Origin of the sequence: Klebsiella pneumoniae complex sp. WS1778 (assembly GCF_049472055.1) — a bacterium.
GTDB classification, from domain to species: domain Bacteria; phylum Pseudomonadota; class Gammaproteobacteria; order Enterobacterales; family Enterobacteriaceae; genus Klebsiella; species Klebsiella quasipneumoniae.
Window position 1 is genome coordinate 83,916 of record NZ_JBKGTJ010000007.1, and the last position, 24,332, is coordinate 108,247.

28 protein-coding genes are annotated in these 24,332 nt (G+C 56.3%); 20 read left to right on the forward strand and 8 right to left on the reverse strand.

Annotation, left to right across the window (positions count from 1 at the left end; all coding sequences use genetic code 11):
• The first annotated feature begins 209 nt into the window (after nt 1–209).
• On the forward strand, nt 210–1,532 hold the full coding sequence (locus tag ACLEXF_RS23030; RefSeq protein WP_407259569.1) for a cytosine deaminase: 1,323 nt from the start codon (nt 210–212) through the stop codon (nt 1,530–1,532).
• Here the strand turns inward: ACLEXF_RS23030 and tsgA are convergent.
• Nucleotides 1,529–2,716 carry an MFS transporter TsgA gene (tsgA, locus tag ACLEXF_RS23035; RefSeq protein WP_004202192.1) on the reverse strand — a complete coding sequence of 396 codons (1,188 nt, stop codon included), beginning with the start codon at nt 2,714–2,716 and terminating at the stop codon, nt 1,529–1,531. The genes ACLEXF_RS23030 and tsgA overlap by 4 nt on opposite strands.
• A 276-nt stretch (nt 2,717–2,992) precedes the next feature.
• Between tsgA and ppiA the strand changes: the two genes are divergently transcribed.
• The 5 genes from ppiA to argD all read left to right on the forward strand — a co-directional run bounded on the left by ppiA (nt 2,993) and on the right by argD (nt 6,331).
• Nucleotides 2,993–3,562 (forward strand): peptidylprolyl isomerase A, encoded by a 570-nt coding sequence (ppiA, locus tag ACLEXF_RS23040; RefSeq protein ID WP_002920238.1) that lies wholly within the window; start codon nt 2,993–2,995, stop codon nt 3,560–3,562.
• Nucleotides 3,563–3,666: 104 nt separating this feature from the next.
• Nucleotides 3,667–3,834 carry a YhfG family protein gene (locus ACLEXF_RS23045; protein ID WP_004202194.1) on the forward strand — a complete coding sequence of 56 codons (168 nt, stop codon included), beginning with the start codon at nt 3,667–3,669 and terminating at the stop codon, nt 3,832–3,834.
• Nucleotides 3,824–4,426 (forward strand): putative adenosine monophosphate-protein transferase Fic, encoded by a 603-nt coding sequence (locus ACLEXF_RS23050; protein ID WP_407259570.1) that lies wholly within the window; start codon nt 3,824–3,826, stop codon nt 4,424–4,426. Before ACLEXF_RS23045 ends, ACLEXF_RS23050 begins: the two co-directional genes overlap by 11 nt.
• Before the next feature lie 31 nt (nt 4,427–4,457).
• Entirely contained in the window at nt 4,458–5,021 is a 564-nt protein-coding gene (gene pabA, locus ACLEXF_RS23055) for an aminodeoxychorismate synthase component 2 (RefSeq protein ID WP_004202196.1), read from the forward strand.
• Between the two features lie 89 nt (nt 5,022–5,110).
• Nucleotides 5,111–6,331, forward strand: a complete 1,221-nt coding sequence (gene argD / locus ACLEXF_RS23060) for a bifunctional acetylornithine/succinyldiaminopimelate transaminase (RefSeq protein WP_004202198.1) — start codon at nt 5,111–5,113, stop codon at nt 6,329–6,331.
• Here the strand turns inward: argD and ACLEXF_RS23065 are convergent.
• Nucleotides 6,321–8,399, reverse strand: a complete 2,079-nt coding sequence (locus tag ACLEXF_RS23065; RefSeq protein ID WP_032456678.1) for a YccS/YhfK family putative transporter — start codon at nt 8,397–8,399, stop codon at nt 6,321–6,323. The two genes, argD and ACLEXF_RS23065, sit on opposite strands and share 11 nt — an antisense overlap.
• 51 nt (nt 8,400–8,450) lie before the next feature.
• A complete protein-coding gene (crp, locus tag ACLEXF_RS23070; protein ID WP_000242758.1) occupies nt 8,451–9,083 on the reverse strand; it encodes a cAMP-activated global transcriptional regulator CRP in 633 nt (210 codons plus the stop codon).
• Between the two features lie 306 nt (nt 9,084–9,389).
• Here crp and ACLEXF_RS23075 point away from each other — a divergent pair, with 306 nt between their 5' ends.
• Nucleotides 9,390–9,794 (forward strand): OsmC family protein, encoded by a 405-nt coding sequence (locus ACLEXF_RS23075; protein WP_004202200.1) that lies wholly within the window; start codon nt 9,390–9,392, stop codon nt 9,792–9,794.
• 55 nt (nt 9,795–9,849) lie between these two features.
• On the opposite strand, the gene ACLEXF_RS23080 is transcribed toward ACLEXF_RS23075, so the two are convergent.
• The 4 genes from ACLEXF_RS23080 to ACLEXF_RS23095 form a co-directional block, all read right to left on the reverse strand.
• On the reverse strand, nt 9,850–10,719 hold the full coding sequence (locus ACLEXF_RS23080; protein ID WP_004202201.1) for a phosphoribulokinase: 870 nt from the start codon (nt 10,717–10,719) through the stop codon (nt 9,850–9,852).
• Between the two features lie 36 nt (nt 10,720–10,755).
• Nucleotides 10,756–10,974, reverse strand: a complete 219-nt coding sequence (locus ACLEXF_RS23085; RefSeq protein ID WP_002920151.1) for a YheU family protein — start codon at nt 10,972–10,974, stop codon at nt 10,756–10,758.
• A complete protein-coding gene (locus ACLEXF_RS23090; protein ID WP_072140368.1) occupies nt 10,971–11,969 on the reverse strand; it encodes a hydrolase in 999 nt (332 codons plus the stop codon). The genes ACLEXF_RS23085 and ACLEXF_RS23090 overlap by 4 nt, the downstream gene beginning before the upstream one ends.
• Nucleotides 11,970–12,195: 226 nt before the next feature.
• Entirely contained in the window at nt 12,196–14,100 is a 1,905-nt protein-coding gene (locus tag ACLEXF_RS23095; RefSeq protein WP_017899944.1) for an ABC transporter ATP-binding protein, read from the reverse strand.
• A gap of 173 nt (nt 14,101–14,273) precedes the next feature.
• On the opposite strand from ACLEXF_RS23095, the gene kefG reads away from it, so the two are divergent.
• The 4 genes from kefG (at nt 14,274) to slyD (ending at nt 17,528) form a co-directional block, all read left to right on the forward strand.
• On the forward strand, nt 14,274–14,837 hold the full coding sequence (kefG, locus tag ACLEXF_RS23100) for a glutathione-regulated potassium-efflux system ancillary protein KefG (protein WP_004202208.1): 564 nt from the start codon (nt 14,274–14,276) through the stop codon (nt 14,835–14,837).
• A complete protein-coding gene (gene kefB, locus ACLEXF_RS23105) occupies nt 14,824–16,629 on the forward strand; it encodes a glutathione-regulated potassium-efflux system protein KefB (protein ID WP_407259571.1) in 1,806 nt (601 codons plus the stop codon). Before kefG ends, kefB begins: the two co-directional genes overlap by 14 nt.
• Nucleotides 16,630–16,640: 11 nt before the next feature.
• A complete protein-coding gene (locus ACLEXF_RS23110; RefSeq protein WP_002920143.1) occupies nt 16,641–16,841 on the forward strand; it encodes a YheV family putative zinc ribbon protein in 201 nt (66 codons plus the stop codon).
• A 93-nt stretch (nt 16,842–16,934) separates the two neighbouring features.
• Nucleotides 16,935–17,528: a peptidylprolyl isomerase gene (slyD, locus tag ACLEXF_RS23115; RefSeq protein WP_004202213.1), complete on the forward strand. Its 594-nt coding sequence runs from the start codon at nt 16,935–16,937 to the stop codon at nt 17,526–17,528.
• Nucleotides 17,529–17,585: 57 nt separating this feature from the next.
• Here slyD and ACLEXF_RS23120 read toward each other — a convergent pair whose 3' ends face one another.
• Nucleotides 17,586–17,804, reverse strand: a complete 219-nt coding sequence (locus ACLEXF_RS23120; RefSeq protein WP_002920136.1) for a protein SlyX — start codon at nt 17,802–17,804, stop codon at nt 17,586–17,588.
• A gap of 222 nt (nt 17,805–18,026) precedes the next feature.
• Between ACLEXF_RS23120 and fkpA the strand changes: the two genes are divergently transcribed.
• The 9 genes from fkpA to ACLEXF_RS23165 all read left to right on the forward strand — a co-directional run.
• Nucleotides 18,027–18,857 carry an FKBP-type peptidyl-prolyl cis-trans isomerase gene (fkpA, locus tag ACLEXF_RS23125; protein WP_407259572.1) on the forward strand — a complete coding sequence of 277 codons (831 nt, stop codon included), beginning with the start codon at nt 18,027–18,029 and terminating at the stop codon, nt 18,855–18,857.
• 168 nt (nt 18,858–19,025) lie between these two features.
• Nucleotides 19,026–19,748, forward strand: coding sequence for a helix-turn-helix transcriptional regulator (locus ACLEXF_RS23130; RefSeq protein ID WP_002920130.1), 723 nt, complete (start codon nt 19,026–19,028; stop codon nt 19,746–19,748).
• Entirely contained in the window at nt 19,748–20,134 is a 387-nt protein-coding gene (tusD, locus tag ACLEXF_RS23135; protein WP_002920128.1) for a sulfurtransferase complex subunit TusD, read from the forward strand. The genes ACLEXF_RS23130 and tusD overlap by 1 nt, the downstream gene beginning before the upstream one ends.
• Nucleotides 20,134–20,493: a sulfurtransferase complex subunit TusC gene (gene tusC, locus ACLEXF_RS23140; protein WP_004202220.1), complete on the forward strand. Its 360-nt coding sequence runs from the start codon at nt 20,134–20,136 to the stop codon at nt 20,491–20,493. The genes tusD and tusC overlap by 1 nt, the downstream gene beginning before the upstream one ends.
• Nucleotides 20,494–20,500: 7 nt before the next feature.
• On the forward strand, nt 20,501–20,788 hold the full coding sequence (gene tusB / locus ACLEXF_RS23145) for a sulfurtransferase complex subunit TusB (protein WP_004202221.1): 288 nt from the start codon (nt 20,501–20,503) through the stop codon (nt 20,786–20,788).
• A 124-nt stretch (nt 20,789–20,912) separates the two neighbouring features.
• Entirely contained in the window at nt 20,913–21,287 is a 375-nt protein-coding gene (gene rpsL / locus ACLEXF_RS23150; RefSeq protein ID WP_002920115.1) for a 30S ribosomal protein S12, read from the forward strand.
• Nucleotides 21,288–21,383: 96 nt separating this feature from the next.
• A complete protein-coding gene (gene rpsG / locus ACLEXF_RS23155) occupies nt 21,384–21,854 on the forward strand; it encodes a 30S ribosomal protein S7 (protein WP_002920113.1) in 471 nt (156 codons plus the stop codon).
• Between the two features lie 96 nt (nt 21,855–21,950).
• Nucleotides 21,951–24,065 carry an elongation factor G gene (fusA, locus tag ACLEXF_RS23160; protein ID WP_004202222.1) on the forward strand — a complete coding sequence of 705 codons (2,115 nt, stop codon included), beginning with the start codon at nt 21,951–21,953 and terminating at the stop codon, nt 24,063–24,065.
• A 69-nt stretch (nt 24,066–24,134) separates the two neighbouring features.
• A partial coding sequence (locus ACLEXF_RS23165; RefSeq protein ID WP_032440645.1) for a GTP-binding protein occupies nt 24,135–24,332 on the forward strand: 198 nt, incomplete at its 3' end.

Genomic DNA, 24,332 nt, shown 5'->3' on the forward strand with positions numbered 1-24,332 from the left:
CTACCTTAACGATTCAGCCATCAGGCTTATTGATGCAAATCAATGACAACTTCACCTACCACTTAATGGGTATATAATTGATTTGTCTGTATTTTTCTAAGTTGTGGAAAACGCTGGCTTTTCCTTTTTGCTGATTTTGTGTACAAGAATTGGGTGGGTCGCGATTGGGGTTGAGTAGAAAACAAGCCGTATTGAATGGAGAGGTTGATATGACAGCAGCGCCGCTTTGGTTGATTCAGAACGTACGCCTGGCAGACCGCGACGGCCTGTGGCAGATAGCGATAGATAAGGGGCGCTTTGGCGAGATCACGCCGATGGGGGAGGCGCGGGACGAAAGCTACGAAGTGTTGAACGCTCGCGGCGGGCTGGCGATCCCGCCTTTTATTGAGCCGCATATCCATCTGGATACCACCCAGACGGCCGGCGAGCCAAACTGGAACCAGTCCGGCACTCTGTTTGAGGGGATTGAGCGCTGGGCGGAGCGGAAAGCGCTGCTCAGCCATGAAGACGTTAAAGCCCGGGCGTGGAAAACCCTCAAGTGGCAGCTCGCCAATGGCGTGCAGTTTGTCCGTACCCATGTCGATGTCTCCGATCCGACGTTGACGGCGCTGAAGGCGATGCTGGAGGTCAAACAGGAGGTGGCGCCATGGGTCGAGCTGCAGATTGTCGCTTTTCCGCAGGAGGGGATCCTCTCTTACCCCAACGGCGAGGCGCTGCTGGAAGAGGCCCTGAAGCTGGGGGCGGATGTCGTCGGGGCGATCCCGCACTTTGAGTTCACCCGTGAATATGGGGTGGAATCGCTGCATATCGCTTTCCGGCTGGCGCGGAAATATGACCGCCCGCTGGATATTCACTGCGATGAAATTGACGATGAACAGTCGCGCTTTGTGGAAACCGTTGCCGCGCTGGCGTTAAAAGCGGGAATAGGGCCGCGGGTGACGGCCAGCCATACCACCGCCATGCACTCCTATAATGGCGCTTATACCTCGCGCTTGTTCCGCCTGCTTAAGCTCTCCGGCATCAATTTTGTCGCCAATCCGCTGGTCAATATTCATCTGCAGGGCCGGTTTGACGACTACCCGAAGCGACGAGGCATTACCCGGGTGAAGGAGCTGATGGCGGCGGGGATCAACGTTTGCTTTGGTCATGATGATGTCTTTGACCCGTGGTACCCGCTGGGGACCGGTAATATGCTGCAGGTCCTGCATATGGGGCTCCACGTTTGCCAGCTGATGGGCTACCAGCAAATTAACGACGGCCTGCAGCTTGTCACCGACAACAGCGCCCGCACGTTTGGCCTGACGGATTACGGCATCGTCAGCGGCAATCCGGCTAACCTAATCATTCTGCCGGCGGAGAATGGCTTTGAGGCGGTACGCTGCCAGGTGCCGGTGCGCTGGTCAATTCGCGAGGGAAGGGTGATTGCGACCACCCAACTGGCGCAAACCTGGATCCAGACCGACCGCGGTGGCGAGGAGCTTTCTTTTATGAGAAACAGCCCCCTTGCGGACGCAAAGGGGCCGAAGGCTTAGTGAGACGCCGCCTGAGCGTTGTTCTGGCGGTGACGGGAGACGAAGCCGAGGATAAAGCACATCACGAACACCACGGCGTAGAGGCCGTTAGCGGTGTGCAGCGCGGCCAGCGGACCGCTGGCCGCCACAATCGGGCCGGTGACCACGAAAGTCAGCATGGTGCCGATGGTGCCGCAGGTGAGGATAAAGTTCACCAGCTTTGGTGAAGCGACTTTAGTTTGCTGCGAACCGAGCGTAATGATCGAGGTGTAGATGGCGCTGGAGAAGAAGCCCAGGGTCAGAATAAACCACGGCATATGCTCCGGCGAACCATTGATAAACAGGTACATCAGCACCGTCGCGAGGCCGGCGAGGACGGTTAAGATGCGCTGCAGGTCGAAGAAGCGCAGGATAAAGCTGAATGACCACATGCCGATCATGTAGGACATCCAGAAATCGCTCACCAGCTTACCGGCATCGCCGAGGCTCATGCCAAGGCTCTTGGCATATTCCGGTACCCAGGAGATAAAGCCCAGCTGACCGAGGATATAGCACAGCGCCGCGACGGAGAGGAACAGCACGCCGATGCCCCACTTCTCTTTCACCACCGGCTGGCTGTTTTCGCTCTGCGCTTTTTTGCCGAGTACCGGGAAGTCACAGCCGAATGTCAGGACGAAAATAGCGACATACACCAGACCGATACAGGCGTAGACCCAGTACCACTCGATGCTGCGCGCCAGCAGGACCGCGGCGACCATCGGGAAAATCATTCCCGCCATGCTAAAAAAGGAGTCGGTAAACAGCAGACGTGCCCCGCGCTGACGGCCTTCATACATATGGGTGATCAGGAAGGTCCCGATCGACATGGTGATCCCGCTCACCAGGCCGAGAACGAACATTGATGCGGAGAACAGCGCCAGGCTGTGGCTGAGCATCAGGCCGGCCACCGCCAGCACCATCAAAATAAAGCCAAAACGCAGCTGAGTTTTCAGCGGCACGATCTCCATCAGCCAGGCATTGAGGAAGATGGAGATCAGAATACCGGCGTTCAGAAAGGTAAAGGTGTTGCTCATACTGGAAACGGGCAGATGGAAATAATCCGCAATGTTACCCATCACCATCCCGGTGACGATCACCAACGCGCCGGTCAGGGCGTAGGAGAAGAAGCTGATCCATGTGAGCTTAATACGGTTGCTGTTAGTCATGACTGGCCTGTGAATAGAAAGGTAAAGCGCGTTGACGCCGCGCCGGGCGGACAGATTTTAGTCGTTCAGGTGATGTAATTAAATGTTTATTGTGAAATACGTTATCTTTTGCATGTTTTAATGTGACTTGAATCACGTTTTTTCGACGCCAGGGAGAACGTTTGCGCGGTTACAATTATTACAGCTAAGTAAAATTTGGTAAAAGGCTGGCCCAGGATGCAAAGGCTCTTTAGAATCAAGGCACTCGCTTTTATTCTGCTCCGTTAAGGATTTTCCATGCTCAAATCAACACTGGCGGCGATGGCTGCCGTTTTCGCCATTTCAGCGTTCTCCCCGGCCATGGCGGCAAAGGGCGATCCGCATGTGCTGCTGACCACCTCGGCAGGTAACATTGAGCTTGAGTTAAACAGCCAGAAAGCCCCGATTTCCGTGGATAACTTCCTGAAGTACGTTAACAGCGGCTTCTACAACAACACTACCTTCCATCGCGTGATCCCGGGATTCATGGTGCAGGGCGGCGGCTTCAACGAGCAGATGCAGCAGAAACAGCCTAACCCGCCGATCAAAAATGAAGCAGACAACGGCCTGCGCAACACCCGCGGCACCATCGCCATGGCGCGTACCGCCGATCAGGATAGCGCCACCAGCCAGTTCTTCATCAACGTGGCGGATAACGCCTTCCTCGACCATGGCCAGCGCGACTTTGGCTATGCGGTGTTTGGCAAGGTAGTGAAAGGCATGGACGTTGCGGATAAGATCTCCCAGGTTCAGACCCATAACGTCGGCCCATACCAGAATGTGCCGACTAAACCGGTTGTTATCCTCTCTGCGAAAGTGCTGCCCTAATCTTCCCACGGCGCGGTAGTCTATCGCCGCGCCGGTTGCCTCCCGGCATAACCTGTAATTGATGCTTATACTTGTGGCACACAGGGGACGATAAGGGGGCGACGATGCGTCCACTCACCGATAAGCAAAAATCCCGACTCTGGGAACAGACACGTAATAGCAATTTTCAGGCCAGCCGTCGCCTCGAAGGCGTATCGGTGCCACTGGTTACGCTGACTGCCGAGGAGGCGCAGGCGCGCCTCGCGACGCTGCGGAGGGAGTATGAGCGATAAATTTGGCGATGAACGCGATCCTTACCTCTATCCGGCCCTGAACGTCCTGCGCAACCGCCTCGGCATCCGCCAGGCCAACACTCTGCAGCAGGCTGCCCTGGAGATGACGTCGCTGCGGGCGGCCACCCTGCCGCTGGGCCCGCGGGTGCGCGGCTTACCCTATCTGTGCGCTATTCATCATCAGCTGTATCAGGATCTGTTTGACTGGGCGGGTAGGCTGCGTGAAGTGAACCTCTACCTGGGCGATACGCCGTTCTGTCACTTTGCCCGCATCGAAGAGGAAGGGAACGCCCTGATGCAGGCCCTGGAGCAGGAGGATTATCTCTGCGGCCTGCCGCGAGATACCTTTATCGAACGCCTGAGCTGGTTCTATGGTGAAATTAATGTGCTGCACCCTTTTCGTCTCGGCAATGGCCTGACCCAGCGCATTTTCTTTGAACAGCTGGCGATACATGCCGGCTACCTTCTTGACTGGCGTGACGTCGATCCTGCCGCCTGGAGCACCGCCTGCCAGCAGGACGCGATGGGCGATCCGGACCCGCTGGCGGCGATCTTTCGCAAAGTGGTAAGCGAAGCGCGGGAATCTGAGTAGAATAGCCCGGTTTGATTGTTCCGGAGCCGCTATGATCCTGCTTATCGATAACTATGACTCTTTCACCTGGAATCTGTATCAGTACTTTTGCGAACTGGGGGCGGAAGTGCTGGTCAGGCGCAACGATGCGTTGACGCTGGAGGAGATAGCGTCGCTGGCGCCGGAGAAGATGGTGATTTCGCCCGGTCCCTGTACGCCGGATGAAGCGGGGATTTCCCTCTCAGTAATCCGTCACTATGCAGGAAAAACGCCGCTGCTGGGCGTCTGCCTCGGGCATCAGGCGATAGCCCAGGCGTTTGGCGCGACCATTGTGCGGGCGGCGCAGGTGATGCATGGAAAAACTTCGCTTATCGAGCATAACGGCGAAGGGGTGTTTCAGGAGTTGAATAATCCTCTGACGGTGACCCGCTATCATTCGCTGGTGATTGACCCGCCGACGCTGCCGCCTGAGTTTATCGTCACCGCCCGCAGCGCCAGCGGTGAGATCATGGGGATTCGTCATCGCGACTGGGATCTCGAGGGCGTGCAGTTCCATCCGGAAAGCATCCTTAGCGAACAGGGCCATCAATTGCTGGCGAACTTTATTAAGCGGTGATTTCGGTTGCCATTGACTGACTTTTTATGCATATTTTGTGATTATATTATCATAATCATATCTGCATAACGAAGAGGGATGGGCAAGACATGGCAACTGAACAACCGGCAATCACCCGCGCCACATTCGATGAAGTTATTTTGCCAATTTATGCACCTGCAGAATTCATCCCGGTAAAGGGGAAAGGCAGCCGCGTCTGGGATCAGCAGGGCAAAGAGTATATTGATTTCGCCGGCGGTATCGCGGTGACGGCGCTGGGCCATTGCCACCCAGCGCTGGTGGCGGCGCTTCACGAGCAGGGCGAAACGCTGTGGCATACCAGCAACGTCTTTACCAATGAGCCAGCGCTGCGCCTGGGACGTAAGCTTGTCGATGCCACCTTCGCCGAGCGAGTGGTGTTTATGAACTCCGGTACCGAAGCCAATGAAACAGCCTTTAAGCTGGCGCGTCACTATGCGGTGACCCGCCATAGCCCATATAAAACTAAAATCATCGCCTTCCATAATGCCTTTCATGGCCGCTCTCTGTTTACCGTCTCGGTCGGTGGGCAGCCGAAGTACTCCGATGGTTTCGGCCCTAAACCGGCGGATATTGTCCATGTTCCCTTCAACGACCTGCAGGCGGTAAAAGCGGTGATGGATGACCACACCTGCGCGGTGGTGGTGGAGCCGATTCAGGGCGAGGGCGGCGTGACGGCAGCAACGCCGGCGTTCCTGCAGGGGCTGCGCGAACTGTGCGATCAGCACCAGGCGCTGTTAGTCTTTGATGAAGTGCAGTGTGGTATGGGGCGTACCGGATCGCTGTTCGCCTATATGCACTATGGCGTAACCCCGGATATTCTCACCAGCGCGAAAGCGCTAGGCGGCGGTTTCCCGGTCAGCGCCATGTTGACCACCCACGAGATCGCCAGCGCCTTCCATGCCGGTTCCCATGGGTCAACCTATGGCGGCAACCCGCTGGCCTGCGCGGTCGCCAACGCCGCTTTCGATCTGATCAATACTCCGGCGGTGCTGGATGGCGTGAACGCGAAACGCGAACTGTTCGTCAAACACCTGCAGCAGCTGGATGCCGAGTTTGATCTGTTCAGTGATATTCGCGGGATGGGCCTGCTGATTGGCGCCGAACTTAAGCCGCAGCACAAGGGCCGCGCGCGCGATTTTCTCTATGCCGCTGCGGAAGCCGGCGTCATGGTGCTTAACGCCGGGCCGGATGTGATGCGTTTTGTTCCCTCGCTGATCATCGAAGAGCAGGATATCGCCGAGGGGATGGCGCGCTTTGCCCAGGCAGTGGCAAAGGTGATTAACGGCTGATCTTCCGTAGCCAGATGCCATGATGCGGCCGCTGACGCCATGCTACAGACGAGATAGTGTGCATGGTGTTCAGATGGCCCAGAATGCGTTGCAGATGCTGCTCCAGGGTGCTTAACGGACCGATCGGCACCTCGCTTTCCGGTGACTCCATAATATTGACATCCCCTGTGCTGCCGGGGCCATCGCTGTCCAGCCGCTGCTGACAGCGCTGCAGGGCAATCTCACAGGATTCGAGATAGCGCTGGGCAAGATCCGGGGTGAGCATCGTATGCTCCCGGGCCAGGGTGGTCATGGCGTTGATATGTTCGACGATAAACTGGCTGTGCGTCACCCATAGCTTCATATCTTCCAGGTAGTGGGTATTGAACCCCGGCTCCTGCATCGCCTGATTCAGGGAGTTGTAGAGCGCGTTGTGCGCCTGATTAACGCGCATACGTTGATAGGCCAGCGCGGGCGCTTTGGGATCGGGGCTGAGGATCAGGCGAATCGCCTGCTGGTCGGCCTCCAGCGCATCGTGGGCGTTTTTTTTCAGCAGGCCGCTCTGCCACTGCGGCCACAGCCAGACCATCCCGCCGAAGGCGATCAGGCAGCCGATCAGCGTGTCGATCAGCCGGGCGATAATAAACTGTTCGCCGTTGAGCGTCAGCAGCTGCAGGGTATATACCGCCGTCACCGTAAAGCCCACCATCGCCCAGCCATAGTGTTTGCGGATAATCAGATAGCTGAGCAGTGTGATCAGCAGCATCCCGCTCAGGGTGTAGCTCTCCGGAACGTGAAAGTGCAAGGTCAGCCCGGCTATGATCAGGCCGGCGAGCGTCCCCGCCGCCCGGTGGACAATACGAACCCGCGTGGCGCCATAGCCATTCTGGGTAACAAAGAGCACCGTCATCAGGATCCAGTAGGGCTTCGGCAAATGCAGGGCGTTGCCCATCAGGCTGGCGATGCTCAGCATCACGCTGATGCGGGCGGCATTGCGCAGCGCGGGCGATTTCAGCGACAGATAGTTTTTTAGCGCGGGAAACAGCGGTAAACGACGCTCTTTGTCAGCCATCAGATCCCGGGCATACAGCGGGCGCTGGGTATGCAGCACCCGGGCGATGCGGCTGAAGTGCCAGGCGCAGAAGTGGCCGACCGGGTTGTCCGGATGCTGGCGGGCGATCTTTTCCAGGGCGCCGATCTGTTTATCCATCTGGAAGCGCTGCGGAAAGCGATGATAGAGCATGTCATCCGCCAGCACCCGCAGACGGGCGGCGACGGTCTGCGCGTTCCAGCGGATCACCGCTTCGGCATGGCTGCGTTCTACCAGTTTTTGCACCTCTTCCGGCTGATGCAGGCTGACCGAAATATGCTCCTGTAGATCCAGCCCCATCTGGAACGCCCGCAGAAGACGTTTGTGGTCGTTACGTTGGTTGGCGGCCAGCATATGCATCTGCTGATAGCACTGGGTGATTAAATCGACCACCTTCTGCTGGCGGATGAGCAGCGGCGGCAGGGCGGTCGAGGGATCGGTATGCTGGGTCAACAGGCTATATTTGGCTTCGCAATAATTGGCCAGTTCCCGGTAGAGCAGACTGAGTGACTCCCGCAGCGGCTGTTCACGCCACAGCCAGAACCAGAACCAGTTAAACACGCCGTACCATAGCGTGCCGAAGGCGTAGATCAGCAGCGGCTCCCAGATGGGCATATTGCCCGCCAGGCTGAGGGTAAAAATGGCGGCGATCAGCGACGCGGGCAGCAGGCGCGCGTGCAGCGAACTGATCTCCGCGGTGACGCCGAGCAATAGCGCCAGGCCGCTGAGAATAAGCGGCAGGGGAATCGCCTGGGCGAGCAGCAGCTGCACCACCAGGCTGCATCCGGCAAACAAACAGCCGCCGATAATCAGACGTTTAAAAAAGCGCTTATGCGGGGTGTCGAGGCCGGCGATGTTGCAGCAGGCGGGGACTAAGGAGAACAGGAGGCCCTGCTGGAGATGGCCGAGCAGAAGACCGATGGCCACAGGCAGACACAGCACCAGCGTTTGCCGCAGTGCATAGTTAACTTCCGGGTGGTAAATCAGCCTGCGCCACATGAGGGAAAAACAAAAACGGCGTACTGCAGGAGCAATACGCCGCTTAGCAACTTAACGGGTACCGTAGACGACGATAGTTTTACCGTGGGCGGAAATCAGGTTCTGATCTTCCAGCATTTTCAAAATACGGCCAACGGTTTCACGAGAGCAGCCGACGATCTGACCAATTTCCTGACGGGTAATTTTAATTTGCATACCGTCCGGGTGGGTCATGGCATCGGGTTGCTTCGCCAGGTTCAGCAGCGTCTGGGCGATACGGCCCGTCACGTCGAGGAAGGCGAGGTTGCCCACTTTCTCAGACGTCACCTGCAGACGGCGAGCCATTTGCGAAGAGAGACGCATCAGAATGTCCGGGTTCACCTGGATCAGCTGACGGAATTTCTTATAAGAGATTTCGGCCACTTCACATGCGGTTTTCGCCCGTACCCAGGCGCTACGCTCCTGACCCTCTTCAAACAGGCCTAATTCACCGATGAAATCGCCCTGGTTGAGGTAGGAGAGGATCATCTCTTTACCTTCTTCATCCTTGATGAGTACAGCCACGGAGCCTTTAACGATGTAGTACAGCGTTTCTGCTTTCTCACCCTGGTGGATCAGCGTGCTCTTTGATGGGTACTTATGAATGTGGCAATGAGACAAGAACCATTCAAGGGTAGGGTCTGTTTGCGGTTTGCCAAGCACCATGCGCGGTTATCCTCTGTTATAAGCTATCTCCGGGCGCCGACACTACACGGCGTCCGGGCATGCAATCGTATTGTTTCCCTATACCTGGGAAGCTGGCTGATGATTTTTCGACAGCCCGTAATGTGAACTCCTCTGCATACATGCAGTACATCAATGTATTACTGTAGCATCCAGACTGTTTTAGCATAGCTTTCGCCGCATGTCTCCTGGTGTCTCGCTTCAGCATGACGCAGGTCGCCTTCCGTTGCGAGAATTGTTATGTGCGCGTAATCTGACAAGAATATTGCGATACTGGAGTTAAATTTTATGCAAGCGCGTGTGAAATGGGTTGAAGGGTTAACCTTTATCGGGGAGTCCGCGTCAGGACACCAGATTCTGATGGATGGCAACTCCGGGGATAAGGCGCCCAGTCCGATGGAAATGGTGCTGATGGCGGCGGGCGGTTGCAGTGCGATCGATGTGGTCTCCATTTTGCAAAAAGGTCGCCATGAGGTGACTAACTGCGAAGTGAAGCTGACCTCTGAACGCCGGGAAGAGGCGCCGCGCCTGTTCACGCATATTAATCTGCACTTTATCGTCACCGGTAAGGCGCTGAAAGATGCCGCGGTCTCCCGTGCGGTGGATCTGTCGGCAGAGAAATACTGCTCGGTGGCGCTGATGCTGGAAAAAGCGGTGAAGATCACCCATTCCTATGAAGTGATCGAGGCGTAGTCTTCGCCTGCTGTTGTGAATTTTCTTAACCCCGGCCTGGCCGGGGTTTCTTCTGTTAGCCGATCTTGCGGCCTTCCATCAGGCGTTCGACCAGCGGCGCCATAATAAGCTCCATCGCCAGCCCCATTTTACCGCCCGGCACCACCAGAGTGTTCATGTGCGAGATAAACGAGCCCTGTAGCATCGCCAGCAGCCAGGGGAAGTCGATGTTCTGCAGATTGCGGAAATGGATCACCACAAAGCTCTCGTCCAGAGAGGGGATCGCTTTCGCGGCAAACGGGTTGGAGGTGTCCACCGTCGGCACGCGCTGAAAGTTGATGTGGGTGCGGGAAAACTGCGGGGTGATGAAGTTGATGTAATCTTCCATCGATCGGACGACGGAGTCCATCACCGCCTCCCGGGAGTGGCCGCGCTCGCTGGTGTCGCGAATGAGTTTCTGTATCCACTCGAGATTAACGATAGGCACGACCCCGACCAGCAGGTCGACATGGCTGGCGACATCATGCTGCGGCGTGACAACCCCGCCGTGCAGCCCCTCATAGAACAGCACGTCCGTCGGCTCCGGCAGCGGCTGCCACGGGGTGAAGGTTCCCGGCACCTGATTCCACGGCACGGCTTCGTCATAGGTGTGGAGGTATTTACGCGACTGACCTTTGCCATGGCGGCCATAGTCGACAAAGGTCTGTTCCAGCAGACCGAAGTCGTTCGCCTCCGGGCCAAAGTAGCTGATATGTTTGCCCTGATCCCGCGCTTTGCGGATCGCCATGTCCATTTCCGGGCGGGTGTAGCGATGAAAGCTGTCGCCTTCCACCTCCGCAGCGTGCAGATTTAGCTGCGCGAAGATTTTGCGAAAGGCGAGGCTGGTGGTGGTAGTGCCCGCGCCGCTGGAGCCTGTGACGGCGATCACCGGATGTTTGGCAGACATAACAACTCCCTGGTTAAACGATGTAGTGGCGTCGCCTTAGCCGTTAAACAGGGCGCGCGGCATAATATTGACCGTCTCATGCAGTTCCGACCACACGAGGACTGCCTCTCCGCGTTTCAGCTGCTGTTTTACATCGGCGACTTTATCGGCAAGTGAACGTTCATGTTCACCATAATCGGTGCCTTCACGTAACACAAAGCTTTCAATCAGGTTATCCAGCGTTTCGGGATCCAGATCCTGCCAGGGAATAATCATACGGGAACCTCCAGCCAGCGGTTTAACCAGTCGGGAATGCGTCTTTCCAGCCACATCTCCGGTTTACGCAGGGTGCCGCCGACGAAGCCAACGTGGCCGCCTTGTTCAGTCAATTGATACTCGACGTTCGCCGGCAGTTGTTCCTGCGGGGGAATGGAATGGTGGTCCATAAACGGATCGTCTTTCGCGTGAATGATGAGCGTCGGCTTAGTGATATCGCTGAGCCGCGGCATGGCGCTGCATTGCCGGTAGTAATCCAGCGCATCGGCAAAGCCATGGATTTTGGCGGTGATCATATCGTCAAATTCCCGGATGCGGCGCATCCCTTTGAGCTGACGTAAATCGACGGGCAGCGAGCCAGGATACGCTTTCAGCTTGCGTGAGGCGTTGGCTTTTAACAGATTGAGCAGGTAGCGCTGATAAACCCGCGAGAAGCCCTTATCCATATGATAGCTGCAGGCTTCCAGCATGAAAGGCGCGGAGACGATCACCGCCGCATCCAGCGGGCAGCGGTCGCCTTCTTCTGCCAGCAGGCAGCCCAGCATATTGCCGCCCAGCGAATAGCCGACGGCGGCGGTCGGCGCGGGGCCAAACTCGCGCTGCAGCCAGTGCAGAAACCAGGTGCCATCTTCCGTTTCGCCGGAGTGATAGATGCGGTGATTGCGGTTAGGTTCGCCGCTGCAGCCGCGAAAATGCATGACTACGCCAAGCCAGCCGCGCTGCATCGCCGCGTGGATCAGTCCATGGGCATACGGGCTGTGCAGACTCCCTTCCAGACCATGAAAGACGACGAGGCGCGGCTTGTGGCACGCCTGGTGCGGGTCTTCGCTCCAGGCGAGATCGACAAAATCGCCGTCTGGCAGCTCAAGGCGCTGCCAGTGCGGGGTAAAGCGCAATTTACGGCGGATCAGCCGCGGCAGCATGGTTTGCAGATGACGATTGCCCACGCCGCGCATGGGATGGAACTCACGCGAATCGTTTTCGGGGGGCGTCATGTCTGTGGGGATGATTTCAACCATAGCACCAGAATAATTAATAAACGTGATGATGACTATACCGCGCAGGGCGCGCAGGAGTTAGCCAATATGTGGTCTTGTGGCCAGTGAGGCCAGGTTACACCACAACAAACCATTGATGTCACTGATGGCCAGACCGCGAGGGCGGGCAGAAATACACTCTGCCCGCGCCGTAGTAGGCGCAGGCAGAATGATGACGCGGCGATTAGCCTTCCTGAAGCATGCGCTCCAGCTGCTCCTGTGCCTCCAGCCAGGCCATTTCGCACTCCTCCAGCCCGGATTTCGCGCTGGCCTGCTGCTGCAGGCATTCAGTCAGTTCTGCTTTACGCGAGGCGTCGTAGAGTTCGCTGTCGCCAAGTTTCTCTTCTGCACTGGCCAGCTGCGCGTTGAGCTTATCCATCTCTTTTTCCAGACGGGCGATCTCTTTGCGCAGCGGTTGGGTCTGGCTGCGTAGCTCCGCTTCCCGACGCTTCTGGTCTTTGCGCGCTTGCGCGCTGTTGCCGCTCTCTTTTGGCGCGTCGCCGCTCTGGGACTCCTGTTTTTGCGAGTCGCTGAGCCACTGCTGATAATCTTCCAGATCGCCGTCGAACGGTTCGACTTTGCCATCGTGGACAAGGTACAGATCGTCGGTGGTGGAGCGGATTAGGTGGCGATCGTGCGATACGACCACCAGCGCCCCTTCAAAGTCGATCAGCGCTTCGGTTAAAGCCTGACGCATATCGAGGTCGAGATGGTTGGTCGGTTCGTCGAGCAGCAGCAGGTTAGGGCGCTGCCAGACGATCAGGGCCAGCACCAGACGCGCCTTTTCTCCACCAGAGAAGCGGCGGGTCTCTTCGCTGACCTTATCGCCCTGGAAACCAAAGCCGCCCAGATAATCGCGCAGCTTCTGCTCCAGCTCCTGCGGCGCCAGGCGCGCCAGGTGCTGCAGCGGCGACTCATCGGCGCGCAGAAACTCCAGCTGATGCTGGGCGAAGTAGCCGAGCTTGATGCCTTTGGCGAGGCCGATCTCCCCGCTTACGGGCTGGAGTTCGCCAGCCAGGAGCTTAATCAGCGTCGATTTCCCGGCGCCGTTGCGGCCCAGCAGGCCGATACGCGACCCCGGCACCAGATTGAGCTTGATGGAGTCGAGGATAATACGCTCGCCATAGCCGGCGCTGACTTTCTCCATCTTCAGCAGCGGGTTAGGCAGGCTCTCCGGCTGGCGGAAGCTGAAGTGGAACGGGTTATCCACGTGCGCCGGGGCGATGAGCTCCATCCGCTCCAGCATTTTAATACGGCTCTGCGCCTGCTTGGCTTTGGTGGCTTTGGCGCGGAAGCGATCGATATAGCTTTGCAGATGCGCGACACGCTGCTGCTGGCTTTCGTACATCGCCTGCTGCTGAGCGAGCCGGGTGGCGCGCTGCACTTCAAACGAACTGTAGTTGCCGGTGTACTCAAACATCGTCTGCTGTTCGATGTGGATAATTTTGTCGACGATAGGATCGAGGAAATCGCGATCGTGGGAGATCAGAATCAGCGTCCCCGTGTAGCCCTTCAGCCACTTCTCCAGCCAGATCACCGCATCAAGGTCGAGGTGGTTAGTCGGTTCATCGAGCAGCAGCAGATCGGAGCGGCAGATCAGCGCCTGCGCGAGGTTAAGGCGCATACGCCAGCCGCCGGAAAAATCGCTGACCGGCCGCTCAAGCTGTTCATTGCTAAAACCCAGGCCGTGCAGCAGGCTGGCGGCGCGGGAGCGGATGGTCCAGGCGTCGATGGCGTCCAGCTTGCCGTGGACGGTGGCGATGGCATGGCCGTCGTTGCGCTCGTTAGCCTGCTGGAGCGCGGCTTCCAGCTGGCGATATTCACGATCGCCGTCAATGACATAATCGATTGCCGGCTGCGGCAGGGCCGGGGTTTCCTGATTCACCCAGGCCAGCTGCCAGTTGCCGGGAAAGGTCATACTGCCGCCGTCAGCGCTTATCTCGTTTTTCAAAAGCGATAGCAGCGTCGATTTCCCGCAGCCGTTTTTCCCCACCAGACCGACCTTCTGGCCAGGGTTGATGGTAGCGGTGGCGTTGTCCAGCAGGACGCGTACGCCGCGACGAATTTGTAACGAGGAGAAAACAATCATAAGGCGCCGTATGTTCAGACTATGTTAATTTGTCATTATGATAATGTAGTTTGGAAGCGAATCGCTTCACCGGGCCGCCATGGTAGCCCAAAACGAAGACGATACACAAAGTCATTCTGGCTGTGTCAAAAAGCCGGGGCTGTGCAGGCCGCCAGAAGACCTACGGGAGGGGAATGATGTCTCAGACAGCGAAAGTGTTGCTGCTGTATGCCCACCCAGAATCTCAGGATTCCGTGGCCAACCGGGTTTTATTACAACCCGCCTTACAGTTGCCGAACGTCACCGTGCACGATCTCTACGCGCACTATCCGGATTTTTTTATCGATATTGCTCACGAACAGGACCTGCTGCGCCAGCATGAGGTGATTGTTTTCCAGCATCCTTTATATACCTGGAGCTGTCCTGCGCTGCTCAAAGAATGGCTGGATCGTGTCTTAAGCCGCGGCTTCGCCAGCGGCGCCGGAGGGAACGAACTGGCGGGAAAGTACTGGCGCAGCGTGATCACCACCGGCGAACCAGAGAGCGCTTACCGTCGCGATGCAAATCGCTATCCGATGAACGATATTCTGCGTCCTTTTGAACTGACCGCCGGTATGTGCCGTATGCACTGGATGAGCCCCATCATTGTCTACTGGGCCCGGCGGCAGCAGCCAGAGGAGCTGCGCAGCCGCGCCCTGGCCTATCGGGACTGGCTGGCCAACCCCCTTGCCGCCGGAGGTGTCCATGGCGGGATTTGATCTGCTGCTGGCGGGGGTGCTGTTTTTGTTCGCGGCCGTCATCGCCGTCCCTCTGGCTTCAAGACTGGGGATTGGCGCGGTGCTGGGCTATCTGCTGGCCGGGATCGCCATTGGTCCGTGGGGGCTCGGATTTATCAGCGATGTGGATGAAATTCTCCATTTCTCTGAACTCGGCGTGGTGTTTCTGATGTTTATCATCGGCCTGGAGCTCAATCCCGCCAAGCTATGGCGGCTGCGAAGCTCCATCTTCGGCGTTGGCGCGGCGCAAGTGATGCTCAGCGCGGCGATCCTCGGCGGTCTGTTGATGACGACAGGGTTTTCATGGCAGGCGGCGGTGGTCGGCGGGATTGGCCTGGCGATGTCCTCTACCGCGATGGCACTGCAGCTGATGCGCGAGAAGGGAATGAGCCGCAGCGAATCAGGGCAGTTAGGCTTTTCGGTCCTGCTGTTTCAGGATCTGGCGGTGATCCCGGCGCTGGCGCTGGTGCCTCTGCTGGCTGGTTCCGCGGATGAGCATGTGAACTGGCTGACAGTCGGCATGAAGGTCCTGGCGTTTGCCGGGATGCTGATTGGCGGTCGCTATCTGCTGCGGCCGGTATTCCGCTTTATCGCCAGCTCCGGGGTCAGGGAAGTGTTCACTGCCGCCACGCTGCTGCTGGTCCTCGGATCCGCCCTGTTTATGGAGGCGCTGGGGCTGTCGATGGCGCTGGGTACCTTTATCGCCGGCGTGCTGCTGGCGGAAAGCGAGTATCGCCATGAACTGGAGATCGCCATCGATCCGTTCAAGGGGCTGCTGCTTGGGCTGTTCTTTATCTCCGTCGGTATGGCGCTGAACCTTGGCGTGCTGTACACCCATCTGCTGTGGGTGGCGGTGAGCGTGGCGGTGCTGGTGGCGGTAAAAATGCTGGTGCTTTATCTGGTGGCCCGTCTCTATGGCCTGCGGAGTTCCGAACGTATGCAGTTTGCGGGCGTATTAAGCCAGGGCGGCGAGTTCGCGTTTGTCCTCTTTTCGCTGCCCGCCTCGCAGCGGTTGTTCCAGCACGACCAGATGGCGCTGCTGCTGGTGGCCGTCACCTTGTCGATGATGACCACGCCGCTGCTGATGAAAGGGATCGATAAGATACTGTCGCGACGCCTGAATCCAGCGGAGGATACCGATGAGGCGCCGTGGGTAGAGGATGATAAACCGCAGGTGATTATTGTTGGCTTTGGCCGTTTCGGCCAGGTCATCGGTCGCCTGCTGATGGCTAATAAGATGCGTATTACGGTGCTGGAGCGAGACATCAGCGCGGTAAATCTGATGCGCAACTATGGCTATAAAGTCTATTTTGGCGACGCTACCCAGCTGGAGCTGCTGCGCTCGGCAGGGGCGGAGGAGGCGCAGTCGATCGTCATTACCTGTAATGAGCCGGAAGACACCATGCGGCTGGTGGAGATGTGTCAACAACACTTTCCACATCTGCACATCCTGGCCCGCGCTCGCGGGCGCGTCGAGGCGCATGAGCTGCTGCAGGCCGGCGTGACGCAGTTTTCTCGTGAGACTTTCTCCAGTGCGCTTGAGCTGGGGCGTAAAGCCCTCATTACCCTGGGGATGCATCCTCACCAGGCCCAGCGCGCGCAGCTGCACTTCCGACGCCTCGATATGCGAATGCTGCGTGAGTTAATGCCGGTGCATACTGATACGGTACAGATATCACGCGTGCGGGAAGCCCGGCGCGAACTGGAAGAGATTTTTCAGCGCGAAATGCAGAAAGAGAGCCGGCAGCTGGACGGCTGGGACGAGTTTGAATAAAGGTAAATCATATGGCAGTGCGTAAACGTTTTATTGCCGGGGCGAAATGTCCGGCGTGCCAGGCGCAGGATTCACTGGCGATGTGGCGTGAGAATAATGTCGATGTTGTTGAATGCGTTAAGTGCGGTCATCAGATGCGTGAGGCGGATAAAGAGGCCCGTGAGCATGTACGCAAAGAGGAGCAGGTGATTGGCATTTTTCATCCCGACTAGCGTTATCCGTCGGCTTTTTTTAAGCTAAAGGGTACACGGCAGCAGAATTCCGCTACAATCTGCGCCACTATTCTTCCCATCTCAGGAGATATCATGAAAGTAGCAAAAGACCTGGTGGTCAGCCTGGCCTATCAGGTACGTACAGAAGACGGTGTGTTGGTTGATGAGTCTCCGGTAAGCGCGCCGCTGGATTACCTGCACGGTCACGGCTCCCTGATTTCCGGCCTGGAAAACGCGCTGGATGGCCACGAAGTGGGCGACAAATTTGACGTAGCCGTCGGCGCTAATGACGCTTACGGTCAGTATGACGAAAACCTGGTGCAGCGTGTACCGAAAGACGTCTTCATGGGCGTTGATGAACTGCAGGTTGGCATGCGCTTCCTGGCGGAAACCGATCAGGGGCCGGTACCAGTAGAAATCACTGAAGTTGAAGACGACCACGTTGTGGTTGATGGTAACCACATGCTGGCAGGCCAGAACCTGAAATTCAATGTGGAAGTTGTCGCCATCCGCGAAGCGACCGCTGAAGAGCTGGAGCACGGTCACGTGCACGGCGCGCATGGTCACGATCACGACCACGATCATGGTCACGATGGCTGCTGCGGCGGTCACGGTCACGACCACGATCATGGCCACGACCATGGTAAAGGCGGCTGCGGCGGCCACGGTGGCTGCGGCTGCCACTAATCTTTGCGCCTCGGCACGAAGACGACAAAAAGCGGGGAAACCCGCTTTTTTTACGCCTCAATAGTGCGGCGGTGGCGTCTCTTCGGCCTGGGAGGCGATATGGGAGGGTTGGGTCGCCTTCAGCTTCTCGATCATCAGACGCATATGCTCCCGCATCTTCGCCATCTCGATCTCGTGGGCGGTCACGGTTTTGTTGAGGTCTTCGATGGTGATTTCCTGAAACGCCAGCCGGCTTTCCAGCTCCGCAAGGCGCGTTTCTAATGTGCTATCGTGCATGGGTAACCTCTTTAGTCTGATCCTGCGGGCGGATTCTACTTAAGTTTCCCCCGGCGCGCAGCATCGCTGCGTCCTACAGGAAACTTATTCATACAAAAATAGTCCTAAAAGAGGCGATATTCAGGAACGTCCGTATGTAGATTTTAACGGCGACGTTCTATAGTACGTTTTTTGCTTTTTACGATAACCCTGGGGTGAGAGGCCCCGGCCCTGGAGAAATGGATGAAATCACTGTTTAAAGTAACGCTGCTGGCGACCACAATGGCCGTCGCCCTGAATGCACCGCTGACCTTTGCTGCAGATACCGCGGCGAAAGCAGCCCCGGTGGCTGAGAGTAAATCGGCATTTAAAAATGACGATCAGAAATCAGCCTATGCGCTGGGCGCGTCCCTGGGGCGTTACATGGAAAACTCCCTGAAAGAACAAGAAAAACTCGGCATTAAGCTGGATAAAGCCCAGCTGATCGCCGGCGTACAGGACGCGTTTGCCGATAAGAGCAAACTGTCCGACCAGGAGATCGAACAGACTCTGCAGGCCTTTGAAACGCGCGTGAAGACCGCAGCTCAGCAGAAAATGGAAAAAGACGCTACTGAGAACGAAACCAAAGGTAAAGCTTTCCGTGACAGCTTTGCCAAAGAGAAGGGCGTGAAAACGTCGAAGACTGGCCTGCTGTATAAAGTCGAGAAAGAAGGCACTGGCGATGCGCCTAAAGACAGCGACACCGTGGTGGTTAACTACAAAGGTACGCTGATCGACGGCAAAGAGTTTGATAACTCTTATACCCGCGGCGAGCCGCTCTCTTTCCGTCTCGACGGGGTGATCCCGGGCTGGACTGAAGGCCTGAAGAACATCAAGAAAGGCGGCAAAATCAAGCTGGTCATTCCGCCAGATCTGGCCTACGGCAAAACCGGCGTCCCGGGGATCCCGGCCAACTCCACGCTGGTCTTTGATGTAGAGCTGCTGGATATCAAACCGGCGCCGAAAGCAGATGCTCAGCCGGAAGCCGCTGGCGATGCGAAAGCCGCAGACGCGAAAGCTGACGCTAAGAAGTAATCGGGTTCAGGCCGCCGTCTCGTCAGAGGCGGCGGCTTTTTTATTGCGCGCAGATATAATTAAAACTGGAAAGATCCTCAGGCGCTGTATTACTTTAGATAGCTTAATAATGATGATGAGCCTGCCCTGACAATAACGACAGGCTCCTGAAAAGGAGTGCTTTTTTTCATGTCCAGGTCGCTTTTAACCAACGAAACCAGCGAGCTTGACCTGCTGGATCAACGTCCCTTTGACCAGACCGATTTCGATATTCTTAAATCTTATGAAGCGGTGGTGGACGGGTTGGCGATGCTCATCGGTTCGCACTGTGAAATCGTGCTGCATTCTTTGCAGGATCTGAAATGCTCTGCCATCCGTATCGCCAATGGTGAACATACCGGCCGCCAAATCGGTTCACCGATTACCGATCTTGCGCTGCGCATGCTGCACGATATGACGGGCGCCGATAGCAGCGTTTCCAAATGCTACTTTACCCGCGCCAAAAGCGGCGTCCTGATGAAGTCGGTGACGATTGCCATCCGCAACCGCGATCACCGGGTGATTGGTCTGTTGTGCATCAACATGAATCTGGATGTGCCGTTTTCGCAGATCATGAGCACCTTTATTCCACCAGAAACGCCTGAGGTTAACTCGCCGGTGAACTTTGCTTCCTCGGTTGACGATCTGGTCGCCCAGACTCTGGAATTCACCATCGAAGAGGTGAATGCCGATCGCAGCGTGTCGAACAATGCTAAAAACCGTCAAATCGTGCTGAATCTCTACGAGAAAGGGATCTTCGATATTAAAGACGCCATTAACCAGGTGGCCGATCGTCTGAATATCTCCAAGCACACCGTCTACCTCTATATTCGCCAGTTCAAAAGCGGTGATTTCCAGGGGCTGGATAAGTAATGCGTTTTGCCCTCACGGTGACCGGACCTGCCTATGGCACGCAGCAGGCGAGCAGCGCCTGGCAATTTGCTCAGGCCGTGCTGCAGGAAGGCCATGAGCTGGCGTGCGTTTTTTTCTATCGCGAAGGCGTGCTTAACGCTAACCAGTTGACGGCGCCCGCCAGCGATGAGTTCGATCTGGTGCGCGGGTGGCAATCCCTCCACGATGAGCACGGCGTCGCGCTGCATATCTGCGTGGCGGCCGCCCTGCGTCGTGGCGTAACGGACGAACGCGAAGCGCAACAGCTCGCTCTGCCTGGCCATAATCTGCAGCCGGGTTTTACGTTAAGCGGACTTGGCGCGCTGGCCGAAGCGGCGCTCACTTGCGATCGGATGGTACAGTTCTGATGAAACGTGTGGCTTTCGTTTTTTCTTCCGCACCGCACGGCAGCGCCGCCGGCAGGGAAGGCCTCGATGCCTTATTAGCCACCTCCGCCCTCACCGACGAGATTGGCGTGTTTTTCGTAGGCGACGGCGTGTTTCAGCTGTTGCCCGCCCAGCGGCCTGGTGCTGTGCTGGCCCGCGACTACATCGCCACCTTTAAACTGCTGTCGCTATACGATATCGACCAGTGCTGGCTGTGCGCCGAGTCGGCGCGAGAGCGCGGCCTGGATCCTGCGACCCCGTGGGTGGTGGATGCCGAATGCCTGGCGCCGGATGCCCTGCGCGCCCGTCTGCATGAATTTGATGTGATTTTGCGTTTCTGAGGCCCCCATGCTCCATACGCTCAGTGTTTCTCCCTGGCATGCCGATATCGCAGCAATGCTTCGCTTGATGGAGCAAGGTGACGATCTGTTACTGCTGTCTGATGGCGTCGCGGCGGCTATCGCCGGCGGCCGCTTCCTTGAGATCCTGCAATCCGCCCCCATAACCCTTTACGTGCTGCAAGACGACGTTGACGCCCGCGGGCTAACTGGTCAAATTGCGGACAGTGTCGGCAGGGTTAGCTATACTGATTTCGTCAGACTCACAGTCAAACATGCCGGTCAGTTGGCCTGGTGATGGCGGGATCGTTGTATATTTCTTGACACCTTTTCGGCACCGCCCTAAAATTCTGCGTCCTCATAATATATGAGGCGATTTATTACGTGTTTACGAAGCAAAAGCTAAAACCAGGAGCTATTTAATGGCAACAATTAACCAGCTGGTACGCAAACCACGCGCGCGCAAAGTTGCAAAGAGCAACGTGCCAGCGCTGGAAGCCTGCCCGCAGAAACGTGGCGTATGTACTCGCGTATATACCACCACTCCTAAGAAACCGAACTCCGCACTGCGTAAAGTTTGCCGTGTGCGTCTGACTAACGGTTTCGAAGTCACCTCCTACATCGGTGGTGAAGGTCACAACCTGCAGGAGCACTCCGTGATCCTGATCCGTGGCGGTCGTGTTAAAGACCTTCCGGGTGTTCGTTACCACACCGTTCGTGGTGCGCTTGACTGCTCCGGCGTTAAAGACCGTAAGCAGGCTCGCTCCAAGTACGGCGTGAAGCGTCCTAAGGCTTAATGGTTCTCCGTTAAGTAAGGCCAAACTGATTTATCTTAATGTCATACTAAACTCTTAGAGTTTTGGACAATCCTGAATTAACAACGGAGTATTTCCATGCCACGTCGTCGCGTCATTGGTCAGCGTAAAATTCTGCCGGATCCGAAGTTCGGATCAGAACTGCTGGCTAAATTTGTCAATATCCTGATGGTAGATGGTAAAAAATCTACTGCAGAAACTATCGTATACAGCGCGCTGGAGACCCTGGCTCAGCGTTCTGGTAAATCTGAACTGGAAGCCTTCGAAGTTGCGCTCGAAAACGTGCGCCCGACTGTCGAAGTTAAGTCCCGCCGCGTAGGTGGTTCTACTTATCAGGTTCCAGTTGAAGTTCGTCCGGTCCGTCGTAATGCCCTGGCAATGCGTTGGATCGTTGAAGCTGCTCGTAAACGCGGTGATAAATCCATGGCTCTGCGCCTGGCGAACGAACTCACTGATGCTGCAGACAACAAAGGTACTGCAGTTAAGAAACGTGAAGACGTTCACCGTATGGCCGAAGCCAACAAGGCGTTCGCTCACTACCGTTGGTAATCCCTTCGGAGTCATAGTCACCAGGCGGGCGCTTCAGATGAGTCGCCCGCTCTGGATAACTTAACTGAACGCCTAAAGAAATAAACGAGGAATCAAATGGCTCGTACAACACCCATCGCACGCTACCGTAACATCGGTATCAGTGCGCACATCGACGCCGGTAAAACCACTACTACCGAACGTATTCTGTTCTACACCGGTGTAAACCACAAAATCGGTGAAGTTCATGACGGCGCCGCTACCATGGACTGGATGGAGCAGGAGCAGGAACGTGGTATCACCATCACTTCCGCTGCGACTACTGCATTCTGGTCTGGTATGGCTAAGCAGTATGAACCGCACCGTGTAAACATCATCGACACCCCGGGGCACGTTGACTTCACTATCGAAGTAGAACGTTCCATGCGTGTTCTTGATGGTGCGGTAATGGTTTACTGCGCAGTTGGTGGTGTTCAGCCGCAGTCTGAAACCGTATGGCGTCAGGCAAACAAATATAAAGTTCCGCGCATCGCGTTCGTTAACAAAATGGACCGCATGGGCGCTAACTTCCTGAAAGTTGTTGGTCAGATCAAAACCCGTCTGGGCGCGAACCCGGTTCCGCTGCAGCTGGCAATTGGTGCTGAAGAAGGTTTCACCGGCGTTGTTGACCTGGTGAAAATGAAAGCCATCAACTGGAACGATGCAGACCAGGGCGTAACCTTCGAATACGAAGATATCCCGGCTGACATGCAGGACCTGGCTGACGAATGGCACCAGAACCTGATCGAGTCCGCAGCTGAAGCTTCTGAAGAGCTGATGGAAAAATACCTGGGTGGTGAAGAACTGACTGAAGAAGAGATCAAAAAAGCTCTGCGTCAGCGCGTTCTGAACAACGAAATCATCCTGGTAACCTGTGGTTCTGCGTTCAAGAACAAAGGTGTTCAGGCGATGCTGGATGCGGTAGTTGACTACCTGCCATCCCCGGTTGACGTTCCGGCGATCAACGGCATCCTGGACGACGGTAAAGATACTCCGGCTGAGCGTCACGCAAGCGACGACGAGCCGTTCTCTGCACTGGCGTTCAAAATCGCTACCGACCCGTTCGTGGGCAACCTGACCTTCTTCCGCGTGTACTCCGGTGTGGTTAACTCTGGTGATACCGTACTGAACTCCGTGAAAGCTGCACGTGAGCGTTTCGGTCGTATCGTACAGATGCACGCTAACAAACGTGAAGAGATCAAAGAAGTTCGCGCGGGCGACATCGCTGCTGCAATCGGTCTGAAAGACGTAACCACTGGTGACACCCTGTGTGACCCGGATGCGCCGATCATTCTGGAGCGTATGGAATTCCCTGAGCCGGTAATCTCCATCGCCGTTGAGCCGAAAACCAAAGCTGACCAGGAAAAAATGGGTCTGGCTCTGGGTCGTCTGGCTAAAGAAGACCCGTCTTTCCGCGTATGGACTGACGAAGAGTCTAACCAGACCATTATCGCCGGTATGGGTGAGCTGCACCTCGACATCATCGTTGACCGTATGAAGCGTGAATTCAACGTTGAAGCGAACGTCGGTAAACCTCAGGTTGCTTACCGTGAAGCGATTCGCGCGAAAGTTACCGATATCGAAGGTAAACACGCCAAGCAGTCTGGTGGTCGTGGTCAGTACGGTCACGTTGTGATCGACATGTACCCGCTGGAGCCGGGCTCTAACCCGAAAGGTTACGAGTTCATCAACGACATCAAAGGTGGTGTAATTCCTGGCGAATACATCCCGGCCGTTGATAAAGGCATCCAGGAACAGCTGAAAGCTGGTCCGCTGGCAGGTTACCCGGTAGTTGATATGGGTATCCGTCTGCACTTCGGTTCTTACCACGACGTTGACTCCTCTGAGCTGGCGTTTAAACTGGCTGCGTCTATTGCCTTTAAAGAAGGCTTTAAGAAAGCAAAACCAGTTCTGCTTGAGCCGATCATGAAGGTTGAAGTAGAAACTCCGGAAGAGAACACTGGTGACGTTATCGGTGACTTGAGCCGTCGTCGCGGTATGCTGCGCGGTCAGGAATCCGAAGTAACCGGCGTTAAGATCCACGCTGAAGTACCGCTGTCCGAAATGTTCGGTTATGCAACTCAGCTGCGTTCTCTGACCAAAGGTCGTGCATCATACACCATGGAATTCCTGAAGTATGATGATGCGCCGAACAACGTTGCTCAGGCCGTTATTGAAGCCCGTGGTAAATAATCCACAGGATTAAAACCTAAGTCCCGTGCTCTCTCCGAAGGGGAGAGCACTATAGTAAGGAATATAGCCGTGTCTAAAGAAAAATTTGAACGTACAAAACCGCACGTCAACGTTGGTACTATCGGCCACGTTGACCATGGTAAAACTACCCTGACTGCTGCCATCACTACCGTTCTGGCTAAAACCTACGGTGGTTCCGCTCGCGCATTCGACCAGATCGATAACGCGCCGGAAGAAAAAGCTCGTGGTATCACCATCAACACCTCT